Genomic DNA, 21,194 nt, shown 5'->3' with positions numbered 1-21,194 from the left:
CGCGGTCCGGATGCCCGCCGGCGCGCCGCCACCGGTTCGCGTCACGATAAAAAAACGCCACGGAACGCAGGTTCCGTGGCGTTTTCCATTGCGCCGCGCCCGAAGCGCGGCACACACGGGCGTGGACTTACTTCGTGTTCACGTTCGCGGCGGCAACGGCCGTCATGTTGATGATCCGGCGCACGGTCGCAGCCGGCGTCAGGATGTGGACCGGCTTCGCCGCGCCGAGCAGGAACGGGCCGACCGTCACGCCTTCGCCGCCGACCATCTTCAGCAGGTTGTACGCGATGTTCGCCGCTTCGACGTTCGGCATGATCAGCAGGTTCGCTTCACCCGACAGCGTCGTGCCGGGGAATGCCTGCTTGCGGATCATTTCCGACAGCGCCGCGTCGCCGTGCATTTCGCCGTCGACTTCCAGGTTCGGCGCACGTTCGACGATCAGCTTGCGAGCCTCGCCCATCCGGCGCGACGATGCGGACGGCGCGCTGCCGAAGTTCGAGTTCGACAGCAGCGCAGCCTTCGGCACAATGCCGAAGCGCTCGATCTCGGCCGCCGCCTGGATCGTCATGTCGGCGAGCTGTTCGGCGCTCGGCAGCTCGTTCACGTACGTATCGCACACGAACAGGTTGCGGCCCGGCAGCATCAGCAGGTTCATCGCCGCGAAGTGCTCGGCGCCCTTCGCGCGGCCCAGCACCTGCTCGATGAACTTCAGGTGGCTGTGGAACGTGTCGATCATCCCGCAGATCATCCCGTCCGCGTCGCCCCGGTGCACGAGCATCGCGCCGATCAGCGTGTTGAACTTGCGCATCGCGGCCTTCGCGACTTCCGGCGTCACGCCGTCGCGCGCGCCGATCTCCTGATACGCCTGCCAGTAGCGGTGGTAGCGCGCATCGTCTTCCGGATCGACGATCTCGAAATCGGTGCCGGCCTTCAGCTTCGAGCCGATCTTTTGCAGGCGCATGTCGACGACCGACGGACGGCCGACGATGATCGGCTTCGCGATCTTCTCCTGCAGCACGAACTGCGCCGCGCGCAACACGCGCTCGTCCTCGCCCTCGGCGAACACGATGCGGGCCTGCTTCTGCTTCGCGGTCGCGAACACCGGGCGCATCACCATGCCGGTGCGGTAGACGGTCGCGCCGAGCTGCTCGCGGTACGCATCCATGTCCTGGATCGGACGCGTCGCGACGCCCGAATCCATCGCGGCCTGTGCGACGGCCGGCGCGATCTTGATGATCAGGCGCGGGTCGAACGGCTTCGGAATCAGGTAGTCCGGCCCGAATTCGAGCGAGTGGCCTTCATACGCCTTCGCGACTTCTTCGCTCTGGTCGGTTTCCTGCGCCAGCTCGGCGATCGCGCGCACGCACGCGAGCTTCATTTCCTCCGTGATCGTCGTCGCGCCGACGTCGAGCGCGCCGCGGAAGATGAACGGGAAGCACAGCACGTTGTTGACCTGGTTCGGGTAGTCCGAACGGCCGGTCGCGACGATCGCGTCCGGGCGCACGGCCTTCGCGTCTTCCGGGCGGATTTCCGGTTCCGGGTTCGCGAGCGCCAGGATCAGCGGGCGGTCGCCCATCGTCTTGACCATATCCTGCTTCAGCACGCCCGCGCTCGAGCAGCCGAGGAACACGTCGGCGCCGACGATCGCGTCGGCGAGCGTGCGTGCGTCGGTGGTCGCCGCATAGCGCTGCTTCGACGGATCGAGGTTGCCGCGGCCTTCGTAGATCACGCCCTTCGAATCGGCGACGAGGATGTTTGACTTCGTCAGGCCGAGGTTCACCAGCAGGTCCAGACACGCGATCGCCGCGGCGCCGGCGCCCGAGCACACGAGCTTCACTTCGGACAGCTTCTTGCCGACGACCTTCAGGCCGTTCAGGATCGCGGCCGACGCGATGATCGCGGTGCCGTGCTGGTCATCGTGAAAGACGGGGATCTTCATGCGCTCGCGCAGCTTCTGCTCGATATAGAAGCATTCCGGCGCCTTGATGTCCTCGAGGTTGATGCCGCCGAGCGTCGGCTCGAGCATCGCGATCGCCTCGACGAGCTTGTCGGGGTCGGACTCCGACAGTTCGATGTCGAACACGTCGATGCCCGCGAATTTCTTGAAGAGGCAGCCCTTGCCTTCCATCACCGGCTTCGCGGCGAGCGGGCCGATGTTGCCGAGGCCGAGCACGGCGGTGCCGTTCGTGATGACGCCGACGAGGTTGCCGCGCGACGTGTACTTCTGCGCGTCGAGCGGATCGGCGTGGATCGCTTCGCACGCCGCGGCGACGCCCGGCGAATACGCAAGCGACAGATCGAGCTGGTTCGACAGCGGCTTGGTCGGGGTGACCGAAATCTTGCCGGGTTTCGGGTTCAGGTGATAAGCGAGTGCGGCCTGCTTCAGTTGTTCGTCCATGATTGACCTGCGAGAGACATGCGAAATATTGACGGTTCAGTACACAGCACCTTCGGCCGCGTCTGCTTGAATCGAGAGGGTGATCGACTGCGAGACGGCACGCGACGCGCCGGGTCGGCACGCCATCGAACCTTGGCGGGTGGCAAGAGGAAAGTACAAAGTACTGAACGATTTCTAAGGGTCGCCTAGTGTACACCCCGCGCATGGCGCATGTTGGTGCAGCGCCGCATCGTCCGCATCAGCACGCAAGCGGTCAGGCCCCGTTTGTTTCGCCGGTGGCGAGCCGCACGGCGAACCTGCGCGAATTCCGCCGAAAACCGGCCTGAATCGGGTAAAATAGCCGGCTACGCGCGCAGCGATGCGATTGGCCCTCCGATCGCGCCCCGGCCCCCTGGGCAGGTTCCCCTTGCTGCGCCACCGGGCCCGCGCCCGCTCTTCGCTCATCACCCAAGGAATGCCCATGACAGGCTACGATCGTCAGTCGATCTCGGATACGACCGCCAAAATCCTGCTCGAAGTACAGGCAGTGCACTTCAATGCAGAAAAACCGTTCATCTTCACGTCCGGCTGGGCAAGCCCCGTCTACATCGACTGCCGCAAGCTGATTTCGTATCCGCGCGTGCGCCGCGCGCTGATGGAAATGGCTGAAACGACGATCACGCGCGACATCGGCTTCGAGCAGATCGATGCGGTGGCGGGCGGCGAGACGGCCGGCATCCCGTTCGCGGCATGGATCGCGGACCGGATGATGGTGCCGATGCAGTACGTGCGCAAAAAGCCGAAGGGTTTCGGCCGCAACGCGCAGATCGAAGGCCATCTGGAAGAAGGCTCGCGCGTGCTGCTGGTGGAAGACCTGACGACCGACAGCCGCAGCAAGATCAACTTCGTCAACGCGCTGCGCACCGCGGGTGCGACGGTGAACCACTGCTTCGTGCTGTTCCACTACAACATCTTCAAGGAAAGCGTGTCGGTCCTGAAGGACATCGACGTCGACCTGCACGCGCTCGCCACGTGGTGGGACGTGCTGCGCGTCGCGAAGGCATCGGGCTACTTCGAGACGAAGACGCTCGACGAAGTCGAGAAATTCCTGCACGCGCCGGCCGAGTGGTCGGCTGCGCACGGCGGCGCGACGTCCCCGAAGGACTGATGCCGCGTCGGCCCGCTGGCCGGCGTCCTGGCTGAACCAGCCGCCCGCTTCATCGCGGGCGGTTTTTTTTCGCCCGTCGATCCGCGCAGGAAACGATCGCGACCGCGGGTCGCGGCGTGCATCGCTCATCGAACCCTAATGCTAGACTTGATCCATCGCTGCCATCAGCTGCGCAGGCAACGCACTATGCCAACAACGCCGGACGCATCGGTTCGGCCCACGTGACGGGAGAAGCGCCATATGCGTGTGGATCGCCGGATCACTCCGCCTGCGCCATCGGGTCGCCCGTCGCCATTCCTCGCCGCCCTCCTTTACGCCGTCGTCCTCACTGCCCTGCCCGCGCATGCGGAGGGTCCGTTCACCGTGACGAGCGACGACCTGAGCCCGGGCGGGCGCGTCCGCGCCGCGAACGTGTTCGACCGCGGCGACTGCAAGGGCGGCAACCGCTCGCCGCAACTCACCTGGCACAACCCGCCGCCCGGCACGCACGGTTACGCGGTCACGATCTTCGATCCCGATGCACCGGGGCATGGCTGGTGGCACTGGGCCGTGGCGGGCATTCCGGCGACGGTCACGAGCCTGCCCGCCGACGCGAGCGCGTCCGGATTCCTGCGGCGCATCGGCGCAAGCGAGGCGCGCAACGACTTCGGGATCGACGGCTACGGCGGCCCGTGCCCGCCGCCCGGCAAGCCGCACCGCTACGTGATCACCGTCTATGCGCTGAAGGGCGACGACCTGCGCGTCGCGCAGGGCCGCCCCGCACCGATGTTCGAGCACGAGATCGGCACGCTGGCGATCGGCACCGCGCAACTCACGGTCAACTACGGGCAGTAATGCGCATCGGGCATCGGGCATCGGGCACTGCGCACCGCCGCACCGCGACTGCCGGCTGCCGGCTGCCGCGACATGACGGACTCCGCGCCCGCGCGTTTTCCCGTCATTTCGGCTTGCTAGACTTGTCCTCACCGGTCGCGGCGCCACGCCGCGCATCTGTCGCGCCGCCCCGCCGGCGACGCGTGACGCGGCGCGCCTGCGGCCGCCGTTCCCGTTCCTCTCTGGAGAGCGCTTCATGTCGAACATCGTCATCGTCTATCACAGCGGCTACGGTCACACGCAGAAACTGGCCGAGGCCGTGCACACGGGCGCGCAGGAAGCCGGCGCGACCGTTCGCCTGCTCGCCGTCGGCGACGTCGACGACGCGGGCTGGGCCGCGCTCGACGCGGCCGACGCGATCGTCTTCGGTGCGCCGACCTACATGGGCGGCCCGTCGGCGCAGTTCAAGCAATTTGCCGATGCGACGTCGAAAGCGTGGTTCACGCAGAAATGGAAGGACAAGATCGCCGCGGGCTTCACGAACTCCGCGACGATGAACGGCGACAAGTTCTCGACGATTCAATATTTCGTCACGCTGTCGATGCAGCATGGGATGGTGTGGGTCGGCACGAGCCTGATGCCGGCCAATTCGAAGGCGGCCACGCGCAACGACATCAACTACCTGGGCGGCTCGACGGGCCTGCTCGCGCAGTCGCCGGCGGATTCGACGCCCGACGAGGGCCCGCTGCCGGGCGACCTCGAGACCGGCAAGGCATTCGGCCGGCGCGTTGCCGAAGCGACCGCCCGCTGGGTCGCCGGCCGCGGCTGAGCACGCCCCGGCGCCCGCGCCGCCGGGCGCCAAAGGGACACAAGACGGTCCGCCGGCCGTCTTTTTTTCGCCCCGCGCGGTGCAGGCCCGCCGGATGACGTCTTAAAATGGCGGATTCAGGGCGCGGGCCCCCGTTTCATTCAGTGAGAGCGAAATGAGCACCAAAGTTTTTGTCGACGGCCAGGAAGGCACGACCGGCCTCAAGATCTTCGAATACCTGTCGGCACGCAGCGACATCGAGATCCTGCGCATCGATGAAGCGAAGCGCAAGGACGTCGAAGAGCGCCGCCGCCTGATCAACGCGTCGGACGTCACGTTCCTGTGCCTGCCGGACGTTGCATCGCGCGAATCGGCATCGCTCGTCGAGAACCCGAACACGACGCTGATCGACGCGAGCACCGCGTTCCGCACCAGCGCCGACTGGGCGTACGGTCTGCCGGAACTGACCCGCGCGCAGCGCGAGAAGATTCGCACGTCGAAGCGCATCGCGGTGCCCGGCTGCCACGCATCGGCCTTCGTGCTCGCGATGCGTCCGCTCGTCGATGCAGGCATCGTCGCGCCGACGTTCGCCGCGCACAGCTACTCGATCACCGGCTACAGCGGCGGCGGCAAGTCGATGATCGCCGACTACGAAAACGCGGCGCCGGGCGGCAAGCTCGCGAGCCCGCGTCCGTACGCGCTCGGCCTCACGCACAAGCACCTGCCGGAGATGGCCGCGCACACGGGCCTCGCGAACCCGCCGATCTTCACGCCGATCGTCGGCCCGTTCCTGAAGGGGCTCGCGGTGACGACCTACTTCACGCCCGAGCAGCTCGCGAAGCGCACGACGCCGCAGGACATACAGCGCGTGTTCGCCGAGTACTACGCGGACGAAGCATTCGTGCGCGTCGCGCCGTTCGATGCGGACGCGAACCTGGACGGCGGCTTCTTCGACGTGCAGGCGAACAACGACACGAACCGGGTCGACCTGTTCGTGTTCGGCAACGAAGAGCGCTTCGTCACGGTTGCGCGCCTCGACAACCTCGGCAAGGGCGCATCGGGCGCCGCCATCCAGTGCATGAACCTGAGCATCGGCGCGGCCGAGGACGCGGGTCTCAAACGCTGATTCAACATCGCATGCAATGCAAAGCCGGCCACTGGCCGGCTTTTTATTTACTCGTATCAGGCAATATATAAAAAATCCCGGATCGCGCATTTACAAATATTTACAAGCTTTCCATTGCGTGATTACCAGTGAATTAATCCCACCCCTTCCTTATCCAGTCAATCCCGAATAGGGATAAACCGGATACCCGCCGCTTTAAACGCTGCCGTTATACGCAGGAAGGCTCTTCGCCGGCCTGTCAGGCGCCGCACATCCCCCACTCCGGCCACTTCCGGCAGCCTGCCTCACGTTTTAATTCTTACTGAATGCCGTACCAGACAAGGATTCAAAACACGACGCCCGTTTCAATCGCCTTTTTTAGACGGGTTCATCAATTGACAGCAAAAAACAAGACGGCGACATTAGCTCGCACAATTAAACGATTGGAGACAGCGGCATGTCGCACACCTTATCGAAGGGGGTGGCAACGGCCTTTGCCATTGCCCCTTTCCTGGTTGCATGTGGTGGGGGGGACGGCGGCGCACCCGCGCCGATCAACGCGCCCCAATGTTCCGGATCGAGCTGCGGCACGCAAGGGCCGCCGCCGTCACAGCCCGTCAACGGTTCGCTGTGCCCGGCCAACGCCGACATCGTGAAGAGCACGTACCTCGGCGGCGCCGGTAGCGGCGAGATCGTCAGCGTCAACATCGACGCCGTGGCGATGACCTACACGCTCAAGTGGCTCGAATCGCCGATTCCGCTCGCGACCGGCACGGTCACGCCGAGCCGCGCAGGCACGACGATCACCGGTGCGGTCATGCACCCGCCGACCGGCACGCTGCCGACCGCGGAGCAGACGCGCTGCGCGTTCATCCTCACGCCGGGCACGGGCAAGGCGCCGAACGGCACGACCTATTCGACCGCCGCCGACTTCAACCAGGCAAACCCGCCGATGCTGCTGGTCGGCATGGGTGTCGCGGGCGGCGGCATTCCGGGCGCGACGATCCAGTACGACGGGCTGACGATCATCCCGGGCCTCGTGCAAAACGTCGGCCAGGTGCCGAACCGTCACTTCGATTTCTATCCGTTCCTCGGCTTCGCGAACACGACGACGGACCTCTCGAAGCTGCCGGGCACGTACAACGCGCTGATCTACCACCTCGTGCCGTCGGGCAACTACGCGACGAAGGGCACGAACTCGAGCGAGACGTTCGACGCGAACGGCGCCTGCACGTCGACGAGTTCGGGCGGCTGCCAGACGACCGGCAACCCGTGGACCGTGAACACCGCGAACGGCGGCTACTTCGACAGCACGAAGGCGCCGCAGACGCTGCCGCAAACGCAGTTGCCGATCGTCGGCGCGACCGGCAAGTCGGCCACCGCGCACATGGTGATCGGCCAGCTCAACGGCGCGACGGTGCCGGTGATCGTGCGGACAGGCAACGTGAACCTCGGCACGCCGCCGCTGCATACCGATGCGCAGGTCGACGACGAATCGGGCATCGCGGTGCTCGGCGCGGCGACGGCGATCACGTCGGGCGCGATCGACGGCGGCTACGCGGGCGCGGACTCGAACTTCAAGTACACGGCGGCCCTGATCCGCGGCAGCAACGCATCGTTCATCAACCCGAGTACGCAGGACGAGGAAGACGGCTTCACGCTCGACTACGGCCAGGCGACGCCGGGCCTGCTCAACGCGACGACGATTCCGAAGAGCGGTAGCCCCGCCTCGGGCGTGGTGATCGCGACGGGCGGACTGTATGCGGCGCTGATCCAGGGCACGGTGAACGGCGGCGTCGAGTCGACGTCGGCGAATTCGACCACGTCGTCGACACCGTACTTCGGCGTGGGTGCGCAGATCAGCAAGTAGCGAACGAGGGCGCGACGGCGGGCCGACCGCCGTCGCGTAACGCACGTGCACGAGCGCGCGCGGCACAGCGCAGGCAGGACGAGCATAACCAACAGAAGCGGCCGACAGGGAGCTGGCCGCCACACAAGACAAATCTGGAGGAGCAACATGAAGCGCAACCTCATTCTGGCGGCGGCCCTTGCCGCCCCCCTTCTTTCCGCATGCGGCGGCGGCAGCGACAACCCGCCCCCGCTCGTCGAAGACCGGCTCTGTCCTGCGTCGCTCGACTACAGCACCGTGTTTACGGGCGGCGCGGGCAGCGGCGAACTCGCGAAGGTCCAGCTCGACACGACCAAGATGACCTGGCAGGTCACGTACGTCGAATCAGCGGTGCCGCAGACGACCGGCACCGTCGTGCCGACCCGCGCGGGCACCGTCGACAGCGGCACGCTCACGCAGGAAACGCTGCTGCCGACCAACAAGCTGAACCAGTGCGCATTCCGCCTGAACGGCGCGAGCCTCGATCCGTCGCGCCCGGCGCGCATCTTCGTCGGCATGGGCGTCGCGGGCGGCACGATTCCCGGCAAGGAAATCCAGTTCAACGGCGTGCTCGGCCAGGCCGCGGTGCCCGACACGAAATTCCCGTACTACCCGTTCATCGGCTTCTCGTCGATCGAGACCGACATCACGAAGGTTGCGGGCACATACAGTCACGTGGGCTTCGGTGAAGTGCCGTCGCAGAACTTCGCGCCGGCGTCGATCGACGCGAAGGTGACGATCAACGCCGACGGGAGCTGGACCAAGTGCGACACGACCGGCCAGTTCGCCGGCGGGCGTGCACGCAGCAAGGCACGAACTTCGTGTTGTCGGCGGACGGCAGCGGCGCGTTCCAGTCGAACAACTACGCGAGCCAGCTGAAACCGACGCTGTCGGCGACGCCGCAGGGCAAGGGCTTCATGATCGTCGGCAAGCTGCGCAACCAGCTCGTGCCAATCCTCGTGCGTACCGGCGTCGCGAACCCGAACCCGACGCCCGACAGCAACGGTGTGCCGGGTCTCACCGCCGACGACGAATCGAGCATCTCGATCCTCTCACCGCAGACGACGATCGCGGTCGGCTCGCAGAACGGCGAGTACATCGGCGTCGACAGCCAGTTCGACTACCGCACCACCGCGCTGACGAACAACCAGGCGACGCTGCTCGATCCGTTCAACGCATCGCAAGCCTCACTCGCGACCGCGCTCGATCTCGACTACACGCAGAAGGTGCCGGGCACGGTCACGACGATCCACGCGGGCGCCAGCAGCTCGACGCCGACCGGCAAGTTCATCTTCACGGGTGGCGTGTTCGGGTTCCTCGACAACGCCGGATCGACGCCGTATTTCACGATCGGCGCGTTCGTCCAGTAAGCAGAGGGGGAAGCCGTGATGAAGAAAACCCTTCTCCGTGCCGCGGCCGGCGCCGCCGTGCTGGCGCCGCTCGCGGCGCACGCGCAGAGCGCCGGCAGCAACGTCGTCACGCTGGGCTGGTTCCACGTGATGCCGCAGCAGAGCAGCACGCCGATGACGACCAACGTCGCGCCGACGCCGATCAACACGCCGCTGCGGCTGCCGCCGTCGTTCACGTCGCCGGGCACCGGGCTGCACACGAGCGGCGCCGACACCGTCGGCCTGACGGTCAGCCACTTCCTGACCGACCATATCGCGGTGACATCGGTGGCCGGCGTGCCGCCGGTATTCAAGGTGTCGGGCCAGGGCACGATCAAGCCGCCCGGCCCCGCCGGCGCGCTCGGCACGCAAAACATCGGGCTGGCGTCAGTCAACCCGATCGTGAAGAGCGTGCGGCAATGGAGCCCGGCCGTGCTGCTGCAGTACTACTTCGGGCAGGCGACCGCGAAGTTCCGGCCGTTCCTCGGCCTCGGCGTGTCGTACAACTGGTTCAGCGACCTGCAGCTCAACACGAACTTCATCAAGCAGACGCAGGACAACCTCGGCGCGGTTCTCGCCGCGGGCGCGGGCAAGCCGGGTACGACGTCGGTGGAGGCGAAGGCGTCGTCGTCATGGCAGCCGGTGTTCAACGCGGGGCTGCAGTACAACATGACGGAGCATTTCGGGCTGATCGCGTCGGTGACGTACATTCCGCTGAAGACGACGTCGACGGTGACGATCAAGGCAGCCGACGGCACGGTGCTCTCGGAGTCGAAATCGGACCTGAAGGCCGACCCGATCATCAGCTACGTCGGGATGACGTACAAGTTCTGAGCGCGGCGACGGACGACGAATGGAGGGCCGCGACAAAATCGCAGGCAAAAAAAAGCCCGCCTAAGAGGCGGGCTGAATCCATATCAGAGGAGACATGGAGGAGACAGGTGCAACTATAGCGAATCGGTTTCCGCAATGCAACATTTCCGTAGAGAAAATCAGGATTTTCCCTCGAATGTCGCCTCTAGGCTGACTTCACTGCATCTGACCCCACCCTGTTTTCCCGGTCGAGCACTTCGCCCGGCGCATCGCGCAGCAGCGCGACCGGCCGCGCCAGCCGGCCCGGCAGTGCGCCGTGCACGATCCACACGTTGATCCGCGTCTCGAGCCCCACCGTTTCCACCACCCTCAGCGAATTGCGATGCGCGATGCGCGTTGCGCGCCAGCACGTTCGGCGGCGCGGCCGCCGTCTTCGGGCTCCCGGACGGACGCCGTGTCGGCGCAGCGGCGTTGACGCGCCCGCGCGCGCAGGCAAGCGTGACGCAGGCCCGAAAAGCAGAACGCCCCGCCCTCTTGCGAGGGACGGGGCGTTCGGTGCACCGGCGTCAGTGCGAAATCAGTGACGGACCAGCGCCATCATCGCGCCGAAGCCGACGAACAGCCCGCCCGTCAGCCGGTTGAAGATCTTCGCCACGCTCTGGCTCTTCAACGTCGCGCCGATACGCGTGCCGAACGACGCGTAGACGAGATACCAGCTCACCTCGATCACCGCGAACGTGACGACGAGCATGCCGAACTGCGGCAGCGTCGGCTCGGCCGCGTTGATGAACTGCGGCAGCAGCGCGGCCGCGAACAGGATCGCCTTCGGGTTGCTGCCCGCGACGAGGAATCCGTTGCGGAACAGCGTCCCGCGCGATGCCGGCGCGGCCTGGCGCTGCACGGTTTCGACGTCGTCGGCAGGCTGCTCGCCATCGACGCGGGCGCGCCACGCCTTCACGCCGAGGTAGATCAGGTAGGCCGCGCCCGCAAAGCGCAGCGTATTGAACATCGCCGGCCATGCTTCGAGCACCGCGCCGAGGCCCGCCGCCGACACCGACAGCATCAGCACCAGCGCGGTGAGACAACCGGCCATCGTCCACGTCGAACGCCGCAGCCCGTGCCGCGCGCCGTGCGTCATCACCAGCAGCATGTTCGGGCCCGGAATCGCCGACACGACGAACACCGTCGCCACGAAAAGCCACCATGTATGCAAGTTCATGCCCGCCTCTGCCTCGATGTAAGGGAAAACGAAACGTCGATTATGCCGGTGCGCCGGCCTGCTGTCGCGCGACGGATCAGCGGCCCGCGCGACGCAGCGCGACTTCGCCAAGCACCGCGAAATCCTGCTCGCCGCCGCCGTGTGCAAGCGCATCGAGCAGGTTGTCGCGCACGACGCTCGCCACCGGCAGCGGCACCGACACGGCGTCACCGGCTTCCAGCGCGAGGCGAACGTCCTTCAACCCGAGGCGTGCCTTGAAGCGCGCGGGCTCGTAGCGCCGCTCGGCGATCATGCCGCCGTAACCTTCGTAGACGGGGCCCGGAAACACGCTGCCGGTAATGACGTCCAGGAAATCGCGCATCGCGACGCCATGCGCGCCGAGCAACGCAGAGGCCTCGCCGAGCGTCTCGATCGCCGATGCGAGCGTGAAGTTCGCGGCGATCTTCGCGACGTTCGCATGCTGCGGCAGCGACCCGAACCGCCAGGTCTTCTGGCCGATCGCGTCGAACAGCGGCTGCACGCGGTCGATCGCCTCGGCCGGGCCGCCCGCCATGATCGTCAGGCGCGCGGCGGCCGCGACGTCGGGCCGCCCCATCACCGGCGCGGCGACGTAATGGATGCCGCGCGACGCGTGCGCGTGCGCGAGCGATTCGGCCAGCGCGACCGACACCGTCGCCATGTTCACGTGGATCAGGCCGCGCGGCGCCTGTGCGAGCAGCGCATCGTCGAAGATCGCGCGCGCCGCGGCGTCGTCGGCCAGCATCGAGAACACCGCGTCGCCGCGAAACGCATCGGCCGGCGTGTCGACGATCTGCGCGCCGACGGCAACGAGCGGCTCGGCGCGCTCGCGCGACCGGTTCCAGACCCGCACCGTGTGCCCGGCCTTCAGCAGGTTCGTCGCGATTGCCTGCCCCATTTCACCCAACCCGATAAATCCGAGATCCATTTCCCGCTCCTTCGCTCCGTGAAGCGGGGAGTTAAACACAGAAGCGCCGCGGCTGCAGGACACGCAGCCGGCCATGCGCGGTGCCATACTGCGCGCATGCCGACCGCGACCTTCCGCTTCCACGACGAACTGAACGCCTTTCTCCCGCGCGTGCAGCGCGACCGCGCGTTCGGGCACGCGTGCGCGCGCGACGCGACGCTGAAGCACGCGATCGAGGCGCTCGGCGTCCCGCATACGGAAATCGGCCGGCTGTGCGTGAACGACGCGCCGGCCACGCTCGACCGGCCGCTCGACGACGGCGACCGGGTCGAAGCGTTTCCGGAACGCGCGCAGCGGGCGGCAAACGGGGCCGCCGTGCCGCCGCCGGCGCAATGGCGCTTCGTCGCCGACGCGCATCTCGGCGGCCTCGCGCAACTGCTGCGCCTCGCGGGCTTCGACACCTGCTACGACAACCACTACCGCGACGACGCGCTCGCGGCGCTCGCCGCGCGGGAGGGCCGGATCGTGCTGACCCGCGACCGCGAGCTGCTCAAGCGGCGCGCGGTCGAGCGCGGCTGCTACCTGCACGCGCTGCAGCCAGCCGACCAGCTGCGCGAACTGTTCGAGCGGCTCGATCTCGCGCCGCACATGCGACCGTTCCGGCTGTGCCTGCGCTGCAATGCGCCGCTGCATCCGCTCGACGCGGCGGCTGCAGCGCCACGCGTGCCGGCCGGCGTCCGGCAGCGGCACCGGCGCTTCGCCGCGTGCGACGTATGCCGGCGCGTGTTCTGGGAAGGCTCGCACTGGCGGCGCATGCGCACGGTGGTCGACGCGATGCGCGCGCCGCCGGCGGCGCCGCTGCCCGGCGAACCCGGCGCCTGAAAAAACAAAACCCCGCATGCGTGAACATGCGGGGTCTCGCGACGGGTGGCCGGCGGTGCCGGCCCCGGTCGAAGCGCTTAGTTGGCTGCGCCTGCGTCGTTCGTGCCGGCTGCCGATGCGGCTGCGGCCTTCGCCTTGCCCTTGGCCGAACCGTGGTGCTTCAGCATGTGCTTCGGCTTGCTGTGATCCTTCTTCATCGGTGCGGAAGCGGGTGCCATCGCGCCTGCCGGCGCCGATGCCGTCTCCTGTGCGAATGCCGAAACCGATGCGAGTGCGAATGCTGCGGTCATGATCGAAGCGAGCGTCTTCTTCATTGTTCTTCCTTTAGCGGAGAAAAAGTCAAACGTACCGGTAAGTAAGGATGCGAGGCATTCGCATCGGAGCCCCAGGCCACGCGGCCGGCTTTCGCCGTTCCGCCGCAACAAAACCTGACGCACTGGTTCCATAACGCACCGCGTTCGCAGCGAGTTGACACGTTGCCTGCCCCCTCGGGTTTCCCCGGGGGAGCAAACCTGTTCCGTTGCCGGCGACCGGTCCGGCGGCGGCTGCGGTGCCGCCGCCAACCCGCTCGCGCGCCGTCGGGGCGACGCTTATACTGGCGTCCATCCGTCCCTTTCCCCGGAAACCGGATCGCGGCAGGTCGCCAGACCGCCGCCGTCTCGAGGCGCTCAAATTGCCCGATCACAACCTGGACAAACTGAAGATCGACCGGCGTCCGCTCGCACCGGCGCCCCGCCGGCGCCGGTGGCTCCGCTACGCGGTCGCCGCCGCGGCCGTCATCGTCGCGATCGCCGCCGGCCTCGCGCTGACCGGCCGGCCGGCCGTCGAAACCACCGCCGTCACGTCCGCCTACCCGTACCAGAACGACACGCAGCTCAATGCGACCGGCTACGTCGTACCGCAGCGCAAGGCCGCGGTCGCATCGAAGGGCCAGGGGCGCGTCGAATGGCTCGGCGTACTGGAAGGCACGCGCGTAAAGAAGGACGAGATCATCGCGCGCCTCGAAAGCCGCGACGTCGAAGCCTCGCTGGCGCAGGCGCTCGCGCAGGTGAAGGTCGCCCGCGCCAACCTGGGCGTCGAGCAGGCCGAACTGAAGGACGCGGAGATCGCGTTGCGCCGCACCTCGGTGCTCGCGCCGAAGGGCGCCGTGCCGGCCGCCCAGTTCGACACCGACACGGCCCGCGTGAACAAGGCGCGCGCGTCGGTCAACAGCGACCAGGCCGCGATCGCGTCCGCCGAAGCCAACGCGCAGGCCGCGCAGGTCGCGGTCGACCAGACGGTGATCCGCGCCCCGTTCGACGGCATCGTGCTCGCGAAGCACGCGAACGTCGGCGACAACATCACGCCGTTCTCGTCCGCGTCGGACAGCAAGGGCGCCGTCGTGACGATTGCCGACATGGACACGCTCGAGGTCGAGGCCGACGTCGCCGAATCGAACATCGCGAAGATCCGCGCCGAGCAGCCGTGCGAGATCCAGCTCGACGCGCTGCCCGACATGCGCTTCGCGGGCCGCGTGTCGCGCATCGTGCCGACCGTCGACCGCTCGAAAGCCACCGTGCTCGTGAAGGTGCGCTTCGTCGACCGCGACGACCGCGTGCTGCCCGACATGAGCGCGAAGATCGCGTTCCTGTCGAAGCCCGTGTCGGCGCAGGACCGGCGGCCCGAGACGGCCGTGCAGGCGAGCGCGGTCGTGGAACGCGACGGGCGGCCGGTCGTGTTCGTCGTGAAGGACGACGTCGTGCACGCAGTGGCGGTGACGGCCGGCATGCGGATCGGCGAACTCGTCGCGATCCGCGGCGTGAAGCCCGGTGACACGGTCATCCTCGCGCCGGGCCCGAAACTGAAGGACGGCGCGAAAGTGACCGTCGCGAAGAAGTAGCGCACGCGTGAACGACGCCCCGCCGCCCCTCGTCGAAATCAGCCACGTCGCGAAGTCGTACCGGCGCGGCAACCAGATCGTGCCGGTGCTGACCGACATCACGCTCGACATCGGCGAAGGCGACTTCGTCGCGCTGATGGGGCCGTCCGGTTCCGGCAAGAGCACGCTGCTGAACCTGGTGGCCGGCATCGATCGGCCCGACAGCGGCGAGCTGCGCGTGGGCGGGCTCGATATCTCGCTGCTCGCGGAGGCGCAACTGGCCGAATGGCGCGCGGCGAACGTCGGCTTCATCTTCCAGTTCTACAACCTGATGCCGGTGCTCACCGCGTTCGAGAACGTCGAGCTGCCGCTGATGCTCACGCACCTGTCACGCCGCGAGCGGCGCGAACGCGTCGAACTCGTGCTCGACATGGTGAATCTCGGCGACCGGACGAGCCATTACCCGTCCGAGCTGTCGGGCGGCCAGCAGCAGCGCGTCGCGATCGCGCGCGCGCTGATCACCGATCCCGTGCTGATCGTCGCCGACGAGCCGACCGGCGATCTCGACCGCGCGTCGGCCACCGACGTGCTCGCCATGCTGCAGCGGATGAATGCCGAGCTCGGCAAGACGATCATCATGGTGACCCACGACGCGCACGCGGCCGGCGCCGCGCGCTCGCTCGTGCATCTGGAAAAAGGGGAGCTGATCGATGGGCACGCCGGCTGACCGGCCGCGGGAGCGCGCGCGATGTACGTGCTGAAGCTGATCGCGCGCAACGCGCTGCGGCACCGGCTGCGCACGCTGCTGACCGTGCTCGGGCTGACCATCGCCGTGCTCGCGTTCGGGCTGCTGCACACCGTGGTCGATGCGTGGTACGCGGGCGCGGCCGCCGCATCCAGCGGGCGGCTCGTCACGCGCAATGCGATCTCGCTCGTGTTTCCGCTGCCCGTGAGCTACGAGAACCGGATTCGCGGCGTCGAAGGCGTGACGGCCGTGGTCCGCTCGAACTGGTTCGGCGGCATCTACCGCGACCCGAAGAACTTCTTCGCGAGCTTCGCGGTATCGGACAACTATCTCGACCTGTACCCGGAATTCATCGTCCCGGACCCGCAGCGCGCCGACTACGACCGCGACCGGCGCGGCTGCCTGGTCGGGCGCCAGCTCGCGACGCAGTTCGGCTTCAAGATCGGTGACGTGATCCCGCTGAAGGGCACGATCTACCCGGGCACCTGGGATTTCGTCGTGCGCGGGATCTTCGACGGCCGCGACGACTCGACGATCACGCGCCAGTTGGTGTTCCACTGGGACTACCTGAACGAGACGGTGCGCCAGCGCACGCCGAAGCAGGCCGACCAGGTCGGCGTATTCGTGCTCGGCGTCGCGAACCCCGACGACGGCGCATCGATCGCGCGCGACGTCGACGCGGTGTTCAAGAACTCGCTCGCCGAGACGCTGACCGAAACCGAGCAGGCGTTCCAGCTCGGCTTCGTCGCAATGTCGAACCAGATCATCGCGGCGATCCGCGTCGTGTCGTACGTCGTGATCCTGATCATCATGGCCGTGATGGCCAACGCGATGGCGATGAGCGCGCGCGAACGCACGGCCGAATACGCGACGCTGAAAGCGCTCGGCTTCGGCCCCGGCTTCCTCGCGCTGATCGTGTTCGGCGAATCGGTCGTGATCGCGGTGGCCGGCGGCGGGCTCGGGATCCTCGCGACGCCGCCCGCCGCGAGCCTGTTCAAGCAGGCGGCCGGCGGCATCTTCCCGGTGTTCAAGGTGTCGGCCGAGACGGTCATGCTGCAGGCCGCGTGCTCGGTCGCGGTCGGCTTCGCGGCGGCGATCGTGCCGGCGTGGCAAGCGGCGCGCGTGCGCGTGGTCGAAGGCCTGCGGGCGATCGGGTAGAAGCATGGCGATCCCGCTCAACTACATCGCGCGCAACCTGTGGACGCGGCGGCTCACCACCGCGCTGACCGCCGGCGGGATGGCGCTCGTGATCTTCGTGTTCGCGACGGTGCAGATGCTCGACGCGGGGCTCACGAAGACGCTCGTGTCGACCGGCGAACCCGACAACGCGGTGGTGATCCGCAAGGGCGCCGAAACCGAGATCCAGAGTTCGATCGACCACCAGCAGGCCAACGCGCTCGAGATGCACCCGGCCGTCGCGCTCGGCCCCGACGGCCGGCCGCTCGTGTCGAAGGAAGCGGTCGTGCTGATTTCGCTGGTCAAGACGTCGTCCGGCAAGCCGTCGAACGTCGTGATCCGCGGCGTGTCGCCGGCCGGCCTCGCGCTGCGCCCGCACGTGAAGCTCGTCACCGGCCGCATGTTCACGCCCGGCTCGTCGGAGATCATCGTCGGCAGCGCGATCGCGAAGGGGTTCAGCGGCACGCAGCTCGGTGACAGCCTGCATTTCGCGCAGCGCGACTGGACCATCGTCGGCATCTTCGACGCGGGCGGCAGCGGCTTCGACTCGGAGATCTGGGGCGACGTCGACCAGCTGATGCAGTCGTTCCGGCGCACCAGCTACTCGTCGCTGGTGCTGCGCATCCCGGGCGCCGACGGCTTCGCGCGCTTCAAGGCCGACATCGACGTCGACCCGCGCCTCACCGACGAGGCGAAACGCGAGCAGACCTTCTACGGCGACCAGTCGAAGGCGCTGTCGACGTTCATCAACATCCTCGGCATCACGCTGTCGACGATCTTCTCGATCGCCGCGATGATCGGCGCGATGATCACGATGTATGCGTCGGTCGCGAACCGCGTCGCCGAGATCGGCACGCTGCGCGCGCTCGGCTTCAAGCGCATGAGCGTGCTCGCCGCGTTCCTGCTCGAAGCGCTGCTGCTCGGCTTCGTCGGCGGCGTCGCGGGGCTCGCATGCGCGTCGCTGATGCAGTTCGCGTCGTTCTCGACGACCAACTTTCAAACCTTCGCCGACCTGTCGTTCCGCTTCGTGCTGACGCCCGCGATCGTCGTGAAGACGCTGCTGTTCTCGCTCGTGATGGGGCTCGTCGGCGGGTTCCTGCCGGCCCTGCGCGCCGCGCGGCTGAAGATCGTCGACGCGCTGCGCGCGCAGTGACGCGCGGCCCCGCCGCTCAGCGCACGCGCGGCACCCACGCGCCGTGGAACCCGGCCGGCACGCGGCGCGGCAGGTGCACGGTCGCGACCGGCCCGCCGTCGATCGCGCGCGCATCGAGGATCACGACGTCGCTCGTATCCGTCGCCGCGCGGTAGACCACCACCAGCAGCCAGCCGTCGTCCTCGTCGACGCCGCCCGGGCGCGGCACGAACACCGGCTCGCCGTTCTGGTCGCCGGCCGGCACCGCGTATCGGGTCAGCGTGCCGCGCACATGGTCGAAGCGCATCACGCCGCGCATTTCCGCGTTGTTAGGCTGCTCGACCGCATACAGGTAACGATAGGGGCGCCCCGTGCGGCTTTCGTTGATGCGCGGCATCTCGATGCCGCCGTCGGCGAGCGGCCCTTCGTCGATCAGCCCGTTCGCCGTATCGATCACATAGCGCCACAGCTCGCCGACCGGGTTGTCGGCGAAGCGGCCCGTACCCGCATCGAGCCGCAGGAACGACGGATAGCGCACCGCATCGAGCACGATGCACGATTCGTCGCAGTCGTATGCATTCACGACGTGCAAGATGAAGCACGGCTCGACGCCGAACCAGCGCACGGCGCCGCCGTGGCGCGGGATCACGCCGATGCGCGCGGGCCGGTCGTCGTGCCAGCGCAGCGGCATCCGGTGGCCCTGCTTCAGCAGCGAGAAGTCGTAGCCGACGTTCAGGTCGAGCAGCAGGCTGCGGGTTTCCGTGATCGCGAGGTCGTGCATCATCGACGGCGCGCTCAGGTCGATCTCGATATCGACGCGCTGCACGCCCTGCGCGTCGGCAACGCCATAGCGCAGCCACGGTGCGCGCCAGTCCGCGCGAAACGCGATCAGCTCGCCGGTCACCGGATCGACCTTCGGATGCGCGGTCATCCCGCCGCCGAGGCTTGCGTGCCGCGCCGGCACGCCGAGCGAATCGAGCGCAGCCGTGATCGCGAACGGCACGCCGCCCTCCGCCAGCGCGAGCAATTCGCCGGCGTGCTGCAGCACGCTCACGTTCGGATTGATGTCGGGCAGATGCGGCGCCTGCGCGGGCGCATGCACGGCGGCCCAGCGCTGCGTGCGCGCCCAGCGGTTCCGGTAGCCGGTCGCGCGGCCGCCTTCGAACGCGATCGCATGCAGCATTGCGGCTTCCGGCCACCACGACAGCACGTCGTTGCCTTCGAAGCGGCCGCCCGGTGGGTTCGGGCCGTTGCGCAGCAGCGTGCCGTCGAGTTCGCGCGGGATGTCGCCGGTCACACGCAGGTCGACGAGATCGACTTCGTCGGCGACCGGCGCGATCGCGCCGCGGTTCAGATCGAATGCGGTCATGGCGTCGGATGCTCCTTTCAGCAGTCTTCGGTGGACGGCGGCAGCTCGCCGCGCGCCAGCGCGAGCGCATGGTCGCGCACGTCGTCCGGCCAGCCGGCGATCAGCTCGGCGAGCCGCGCCGGGTCGTTCGCATACAGCGCCCGCGCGGCCTCCTCGAACCCGGGCAGGTCGCCCGCCATCGCCGACATGAAGTGGTAGGCGCGCGCCTGCGCGTCGCGTTGCCGGTCGGTTTGCGCGTACGTGCGTCGCGCGTCCTCGACGAGCTTGCGCAACGCGACCGACGCGCCGCCGGGCTGCGTGGCCAGCCATTCCCAGTGACGCGGCAACAGCGTGACCTCGCGCGACACGACGCCGAGCTTGGGCCGGCCGCGGCCGCGCTGTTCACCCGCGCCGGCCGGCTCGCCGGCGACACCCGCGGCGTCGCCCGACGGCGGCGCGTAGCGCACGCGGATTTCGTCCGCCGTGCCGCGCAGGTCGAGATCGATCGAGCGGCCCGTCGCATCGTCGAAGATCAGGATCGTGCCGGGCATCGCATCGCCGGCAGCCTGCCGGACCGCGAGCGCGACCGTCGCGAGCGGGCCCGACGCGAGCCGTCGATGGCCGTCGAAGGCCGTATAGGAAGGGAGAAGTGTGGTGGTGGTCATCGTGGTCGCCCGCGGGCTGGATCGGAATGCCGCTATTTTTATCCGGGTATAAATTGGATGTCAATATTATCCGGGTAAAAAAGTAGCGCCAGCGCGTTCCATCCCTTCGGGCGATCACGACGCCAGTCAGATTGCGCGGGCCGGAATCGCGATGTTGCATGCGCTTGCCAGCGCATCGTCGACCGATACATGTCCTTCGAACGCCGGTGACGCCGGCAGCGGCAGGTTTTCCTCGATCGCCTGCGCGAAGTGCACGCCGGCATCGTCGGCGAGCCGAGCACGCAGTGCGGCGATGCGCGGGAATGCCGCGGGCTCGAACACCGCGTGATAGTCGGCCCAGCGGGCGATCCCGGCGAAGTACGCGTCGGCCAGCGTGCGCCGTGCGCCCAGCAGCCACGGGCCGTCTCCGCGCGCGAGCATCGCCTCGAGCTGCCGGTGCGCCTTCAGCACCTTGCCGCGGCCGTACGCCTGCAACGCCGCTTTCTCGGCGCCTTCGGTGTCGTGTTCGTACACGTACCAGAGCGCGCCAAACGCGTTGAAGAACGTCGTGTTCAGCCACGCCAGCATCCGGTTCAGACGGTCGAATTCCGCGCTGCCCTGGCGGAACGCGAGGCCGCTGTCGAGCGCCTGCGCGCCGATGTGGCCGAGGATCGCGAGGCTTTCGGTCAGTACGTCACCGTTTGCGGTCACGAACGCCGGTGTCTCGGCGACGGGGTTCAGCGCGAGGAATGCGTCGCGCGTCACGATGCCCGGCATCGTGACGCGCGACAGCCGGTACGGGCGGCCGATCCATTCGAGCGCAACGATCGAGCCGAACGAGCAGCCGGCGGGAACGCCGTAGAGAAGGACGGGAGACATGGGAGATTCCGCAGAAGTTGAACGAG

Annotated in this window: 18 protein-coding genes and 2 pseudogenes; 12 read left to right on the top strand and 8 right to left on the bottom strand. The window is 67.7% G+C overall.

Annotated features, from left to right (window positions below):
* Positions 1–127: 127 nt before the first annotated feature.
* Positions 128–2,398: an NADP-dependent malic enzyme gene (locus tag HWX39_RS21945; protein ID WP_175969950.1), complete on the bottom strand. Its 2,271-nt coding sequence runs from the start codon at positions 2,396–2,398 to the stop codon at positions 128–130.
* A 460-nt stretch (positions 2,399–2,858) separates the two neighbouring features.
* On the opposite strand from HWX39_RS21945, the gene HWX39_RS21940 reads away from it, so the two are divergent.
* From HWX39_RS21940 to HWX39_RS21910, 7 genes and pseudogenes are all read left to right on the top strand, one after another.
* Positions 2,859–3,545 (top strand): orotate phosphoribosyltransferase, encoded by a 687-nt coding sequence (locus tag HWX39_RS21940; RefSeq protein WP_011350651.1) that lies wholly within the window; start codon positions 2,859–2,861, stop codon positions 3,543–3,545.
* Between the two features lie 240 nt (positions 3,546–3,785).
* Positions 3,786–4,379 (top strand): YbhB/YbcL family Raf kinase inhibitor-like protein, encoded by a 594-nt coding sequence (locus HWX39_RS21935; protein ID WP_175969949.1) that lies wholly within the window; start codon positions 3,786–3,788, stop codon positions 4,377–4,379.
* 235 nt (positions 4,380–4,614) lie between these two features.
* Positions 4,615–5,187 (top strand): flavodoxin family protein, encoded by a 573-nt coding sequence (locus tag HWX39_RS21930; protein WP_175969948.1) that lies wholly within the window; start codon positions 4,615–4,617, stop codon positions 5,185–5,187.
* Positions 5,188–5,341: 154 nt separating this feature from the next.
* A complete protein-coding gene (argC, locus tag HWX39_RS21925; RefSeq protein ID WP_175969947.1) occupies positions 5,342–6,292 on the top strand; it encodes an N-acetyl-gamma-glutamyl-phosphate reductase in 951 nt (316 codons plus the stop codon).
* A gap of 436 nt (positions 6,293–6,728) precedes the next feature.
* On the top strand, positions 6,729–8,141 hold the full coding sequence (locus tag HWX39_RS21920) for a DUF2957 domain-containing protein (protein ID WP_175969946.1): 1,413 nt from the start codon (positions 6,729–6,731) through the stop codon (positions 8,139–8,141).
* Positions 8,142–8,288: 147 nt separating this feature from the next.
* Positions 8,289–9,529: pseudogene (locus HWX39_RS21915) on the top strand (DUF2957 domain-containing protein).
* 18 nt (positions 9,530–9,547) lie between these two features.
* Positions 9,548–10,381: an OmpW family protein gene (locus tag HWX39_RS21910; RefSeq protein WP_175969945.1), complete on the top strand. Its 834-nt coding sequence runs from the start codon at positions 9,548–9,550 to the stop codon at positions 10,379–10,381.
* A 184-nt stretch (positions 10,382–10,565) separates the two neighbouring features.
* On the opposite strand, the pseudogene HWX39_RS21905 reads toward HWX39_RS21910, so the two are convergent.
* The 3 genes and pseudogenes from HWX39_RS21905 to HWX39_RS21895 all read right to left on the bottom strand — a co-directional run.
* A pseudogene (locus HWX39_RS21905) lies at positions 10,566–10,782 on the bottom strand (LysR family transcriptional regulator); the annotation flags it as partial.
* A 155-nt stretch (positions 10,783–10,937) separates the two neighbouring features.
* Positions 10,938–11,579, bottom strand: a complete 642-nt coding sequence (locus HWX39_RS21900) for a LysE family translocator (protein ID WP_175969944.1) — start codon at positions 11,577–11,579, stop codon at positions 10,938–10,940.
* 76 nt (positions 11,580–11,655) lie between these two features.
* Positions 11,656–12,600 (bottom strand): NAD(P)-dependent oxidoreductase, encoded by a 945-nt coding sequence (locus HWX39_RS21895; RefSeq protein WP_279613102.1) that lies wholly within the window; start codon positions 12,598–12,600, stop codon positions 11,656–11,658.
* A gap of 21 nt (positions 12,601–12,621) precedes the next feature.
* Here HWX39_RS21895 and HWX39_RS21890 point away from each other — a divergent pair, with 21 nt between their 5' ends.
* Positions 12,622–13,386, top strand: a complete 765-nt coding sequence (locus tag HWX39_RS21890; protein WP_175969942.1) for a Mut7-C RNAse domain-containing protein — start codon at positions 12,622–12,624, stop codon at positions 13,384–13,386.
* 77 nt (positions 13,387–13,463) lie between these two features.
* Here the strand turns inward: HWX39_RS21890 and HWX39_RS21885 are convergent, their stop codons facing one another.
* Positions 13,464–13,700 carry a hypothetical protein gene (locus HWX39_RS21885; protein WP_175969941.1) on the bottom strand — a complete coding sequence of 79 codons (237 nt, stop codon included), beginning with the start codon at positions 13,698–13,700 and terminating at the stop codon, positions 13,464–13,466.
* 359 nt (positions 13,701–14,059) lie between these two features.
* Here HWX39_RS21885 and HWX39_RS21880 point away from each other — a divergent pair, with 359 nt between their 5' ends.
* Genes HWX39_RS21880 through HWX39_RS21865 form a run of 4 tightly spaced genes read left to right on the top strand, consistent with a single transcriptional unit; the run spans position 14,060 to position 18,318 of the window.
* Positions 14,060–15,265, top strand: a complete 1,206-nt coding sequence (locus tag HWX39_RS21880) for an efflux RND transporter periplasmic adaptor subunit (RefSeq protein WP_175969940.1) — start codon at positions 14,060–14,062, stop codon at positions 15,263–15,265.
* Between the two features lie 7 nt (positions 15,266–15,272).
* Entirely contained in the window at positions 15,273–15,971 is a 699-nt protein-coding gene (locus HWX39_RS21875; RefSeq protein ID WP_011350637.1) for an ABC transporter ATP-binding protein, read from the top strand.
* A 21-nt stretch (positions 15,972–15,992) separates the two neighbouring features.
* Complete coding sequence (locus tag HWX39_RS21870) at positions 15,993–17,147, top strand: ABC transporter permease (protein ID WP_175969939.1); 1,155 nt, start codon at positions 15,993–15,995, stop codon at positions 17,145–17,147.
* Positions 17,148–17,151: 4 nt separating this feature from the next.
* Complete coding sequence (locus HWX39_RS21865) at positions 17,152–18,318, top strand: ABC transporter permease (RefSeq protein WP_175969938.1); 1,167 nt, start codon at positions 17,152–17,154, stop codon at positions 18,316–18,318.
* Between the two features lie 16 nt (positions 18,319–18,334).
* Here HWX39_RS21865 and HWX39_RS21860 read toward each other — a convergent pair whose 3' ends face one another.
* The 3 genes from HWX39_RS21860 to HWX39_RS21850 form a co-directional block, all read right to left on the bottom strand.
* The gene (locus HWX39_RS21860; RefSeq protein WP_175969937.1) at positions 18,335–19,666 is read right to left on the bottom strand and encodes a carotenoid oxygenase family protein; all 1,332 of its coding nucleotides are present in this window, start codon (positions 19,664–19,666) and stop codon (positions 18,335–18,337) included.
* A gap of 17 nt (positions 19,667–19,683) precedes the next feature.
* Positions 19,684–20,310 carry a DUF2239 family protein gene (locus HWX39_RS21855; RefSeq protein ID WP_175969936.1) on the bottom strand — a complete coding sequence of 209 codons (627 nt, stop codon included), beginning with the start codon at positions 20,308–20,310 and terminating at the stop codon, positions 19,684–19,686.
* A gap of 126 nt (positions 20,311–20,436) precedes the next feature.
* Positions 20,437–21,168, bottom strand: a complete 732-nt coding sequence (locus tag HWX39_RS21850; protein WP_175969935.1) for a glutathione S-transferase family protein — start codon at positions 21,166–21,168, stop codon at positions 20,437–20,439.
* Positions 21,169–21,194: the final 26 nt, after the last annotated feature.

Origin of the sequence: Burkholderia sp. BCC0322 (assembly GCF_902833045.1) — a bacterium.
Lineage (GTDB): Bacteria > Pseudomonadota > Gammaproteobacteria > Burkholderiales > Burkholderiaceae > Burkholderia.
Note: the sequence above shows the minus strand (reverse complement) of the source record. Positions and strands in the feature narration are given on the sequence as shown.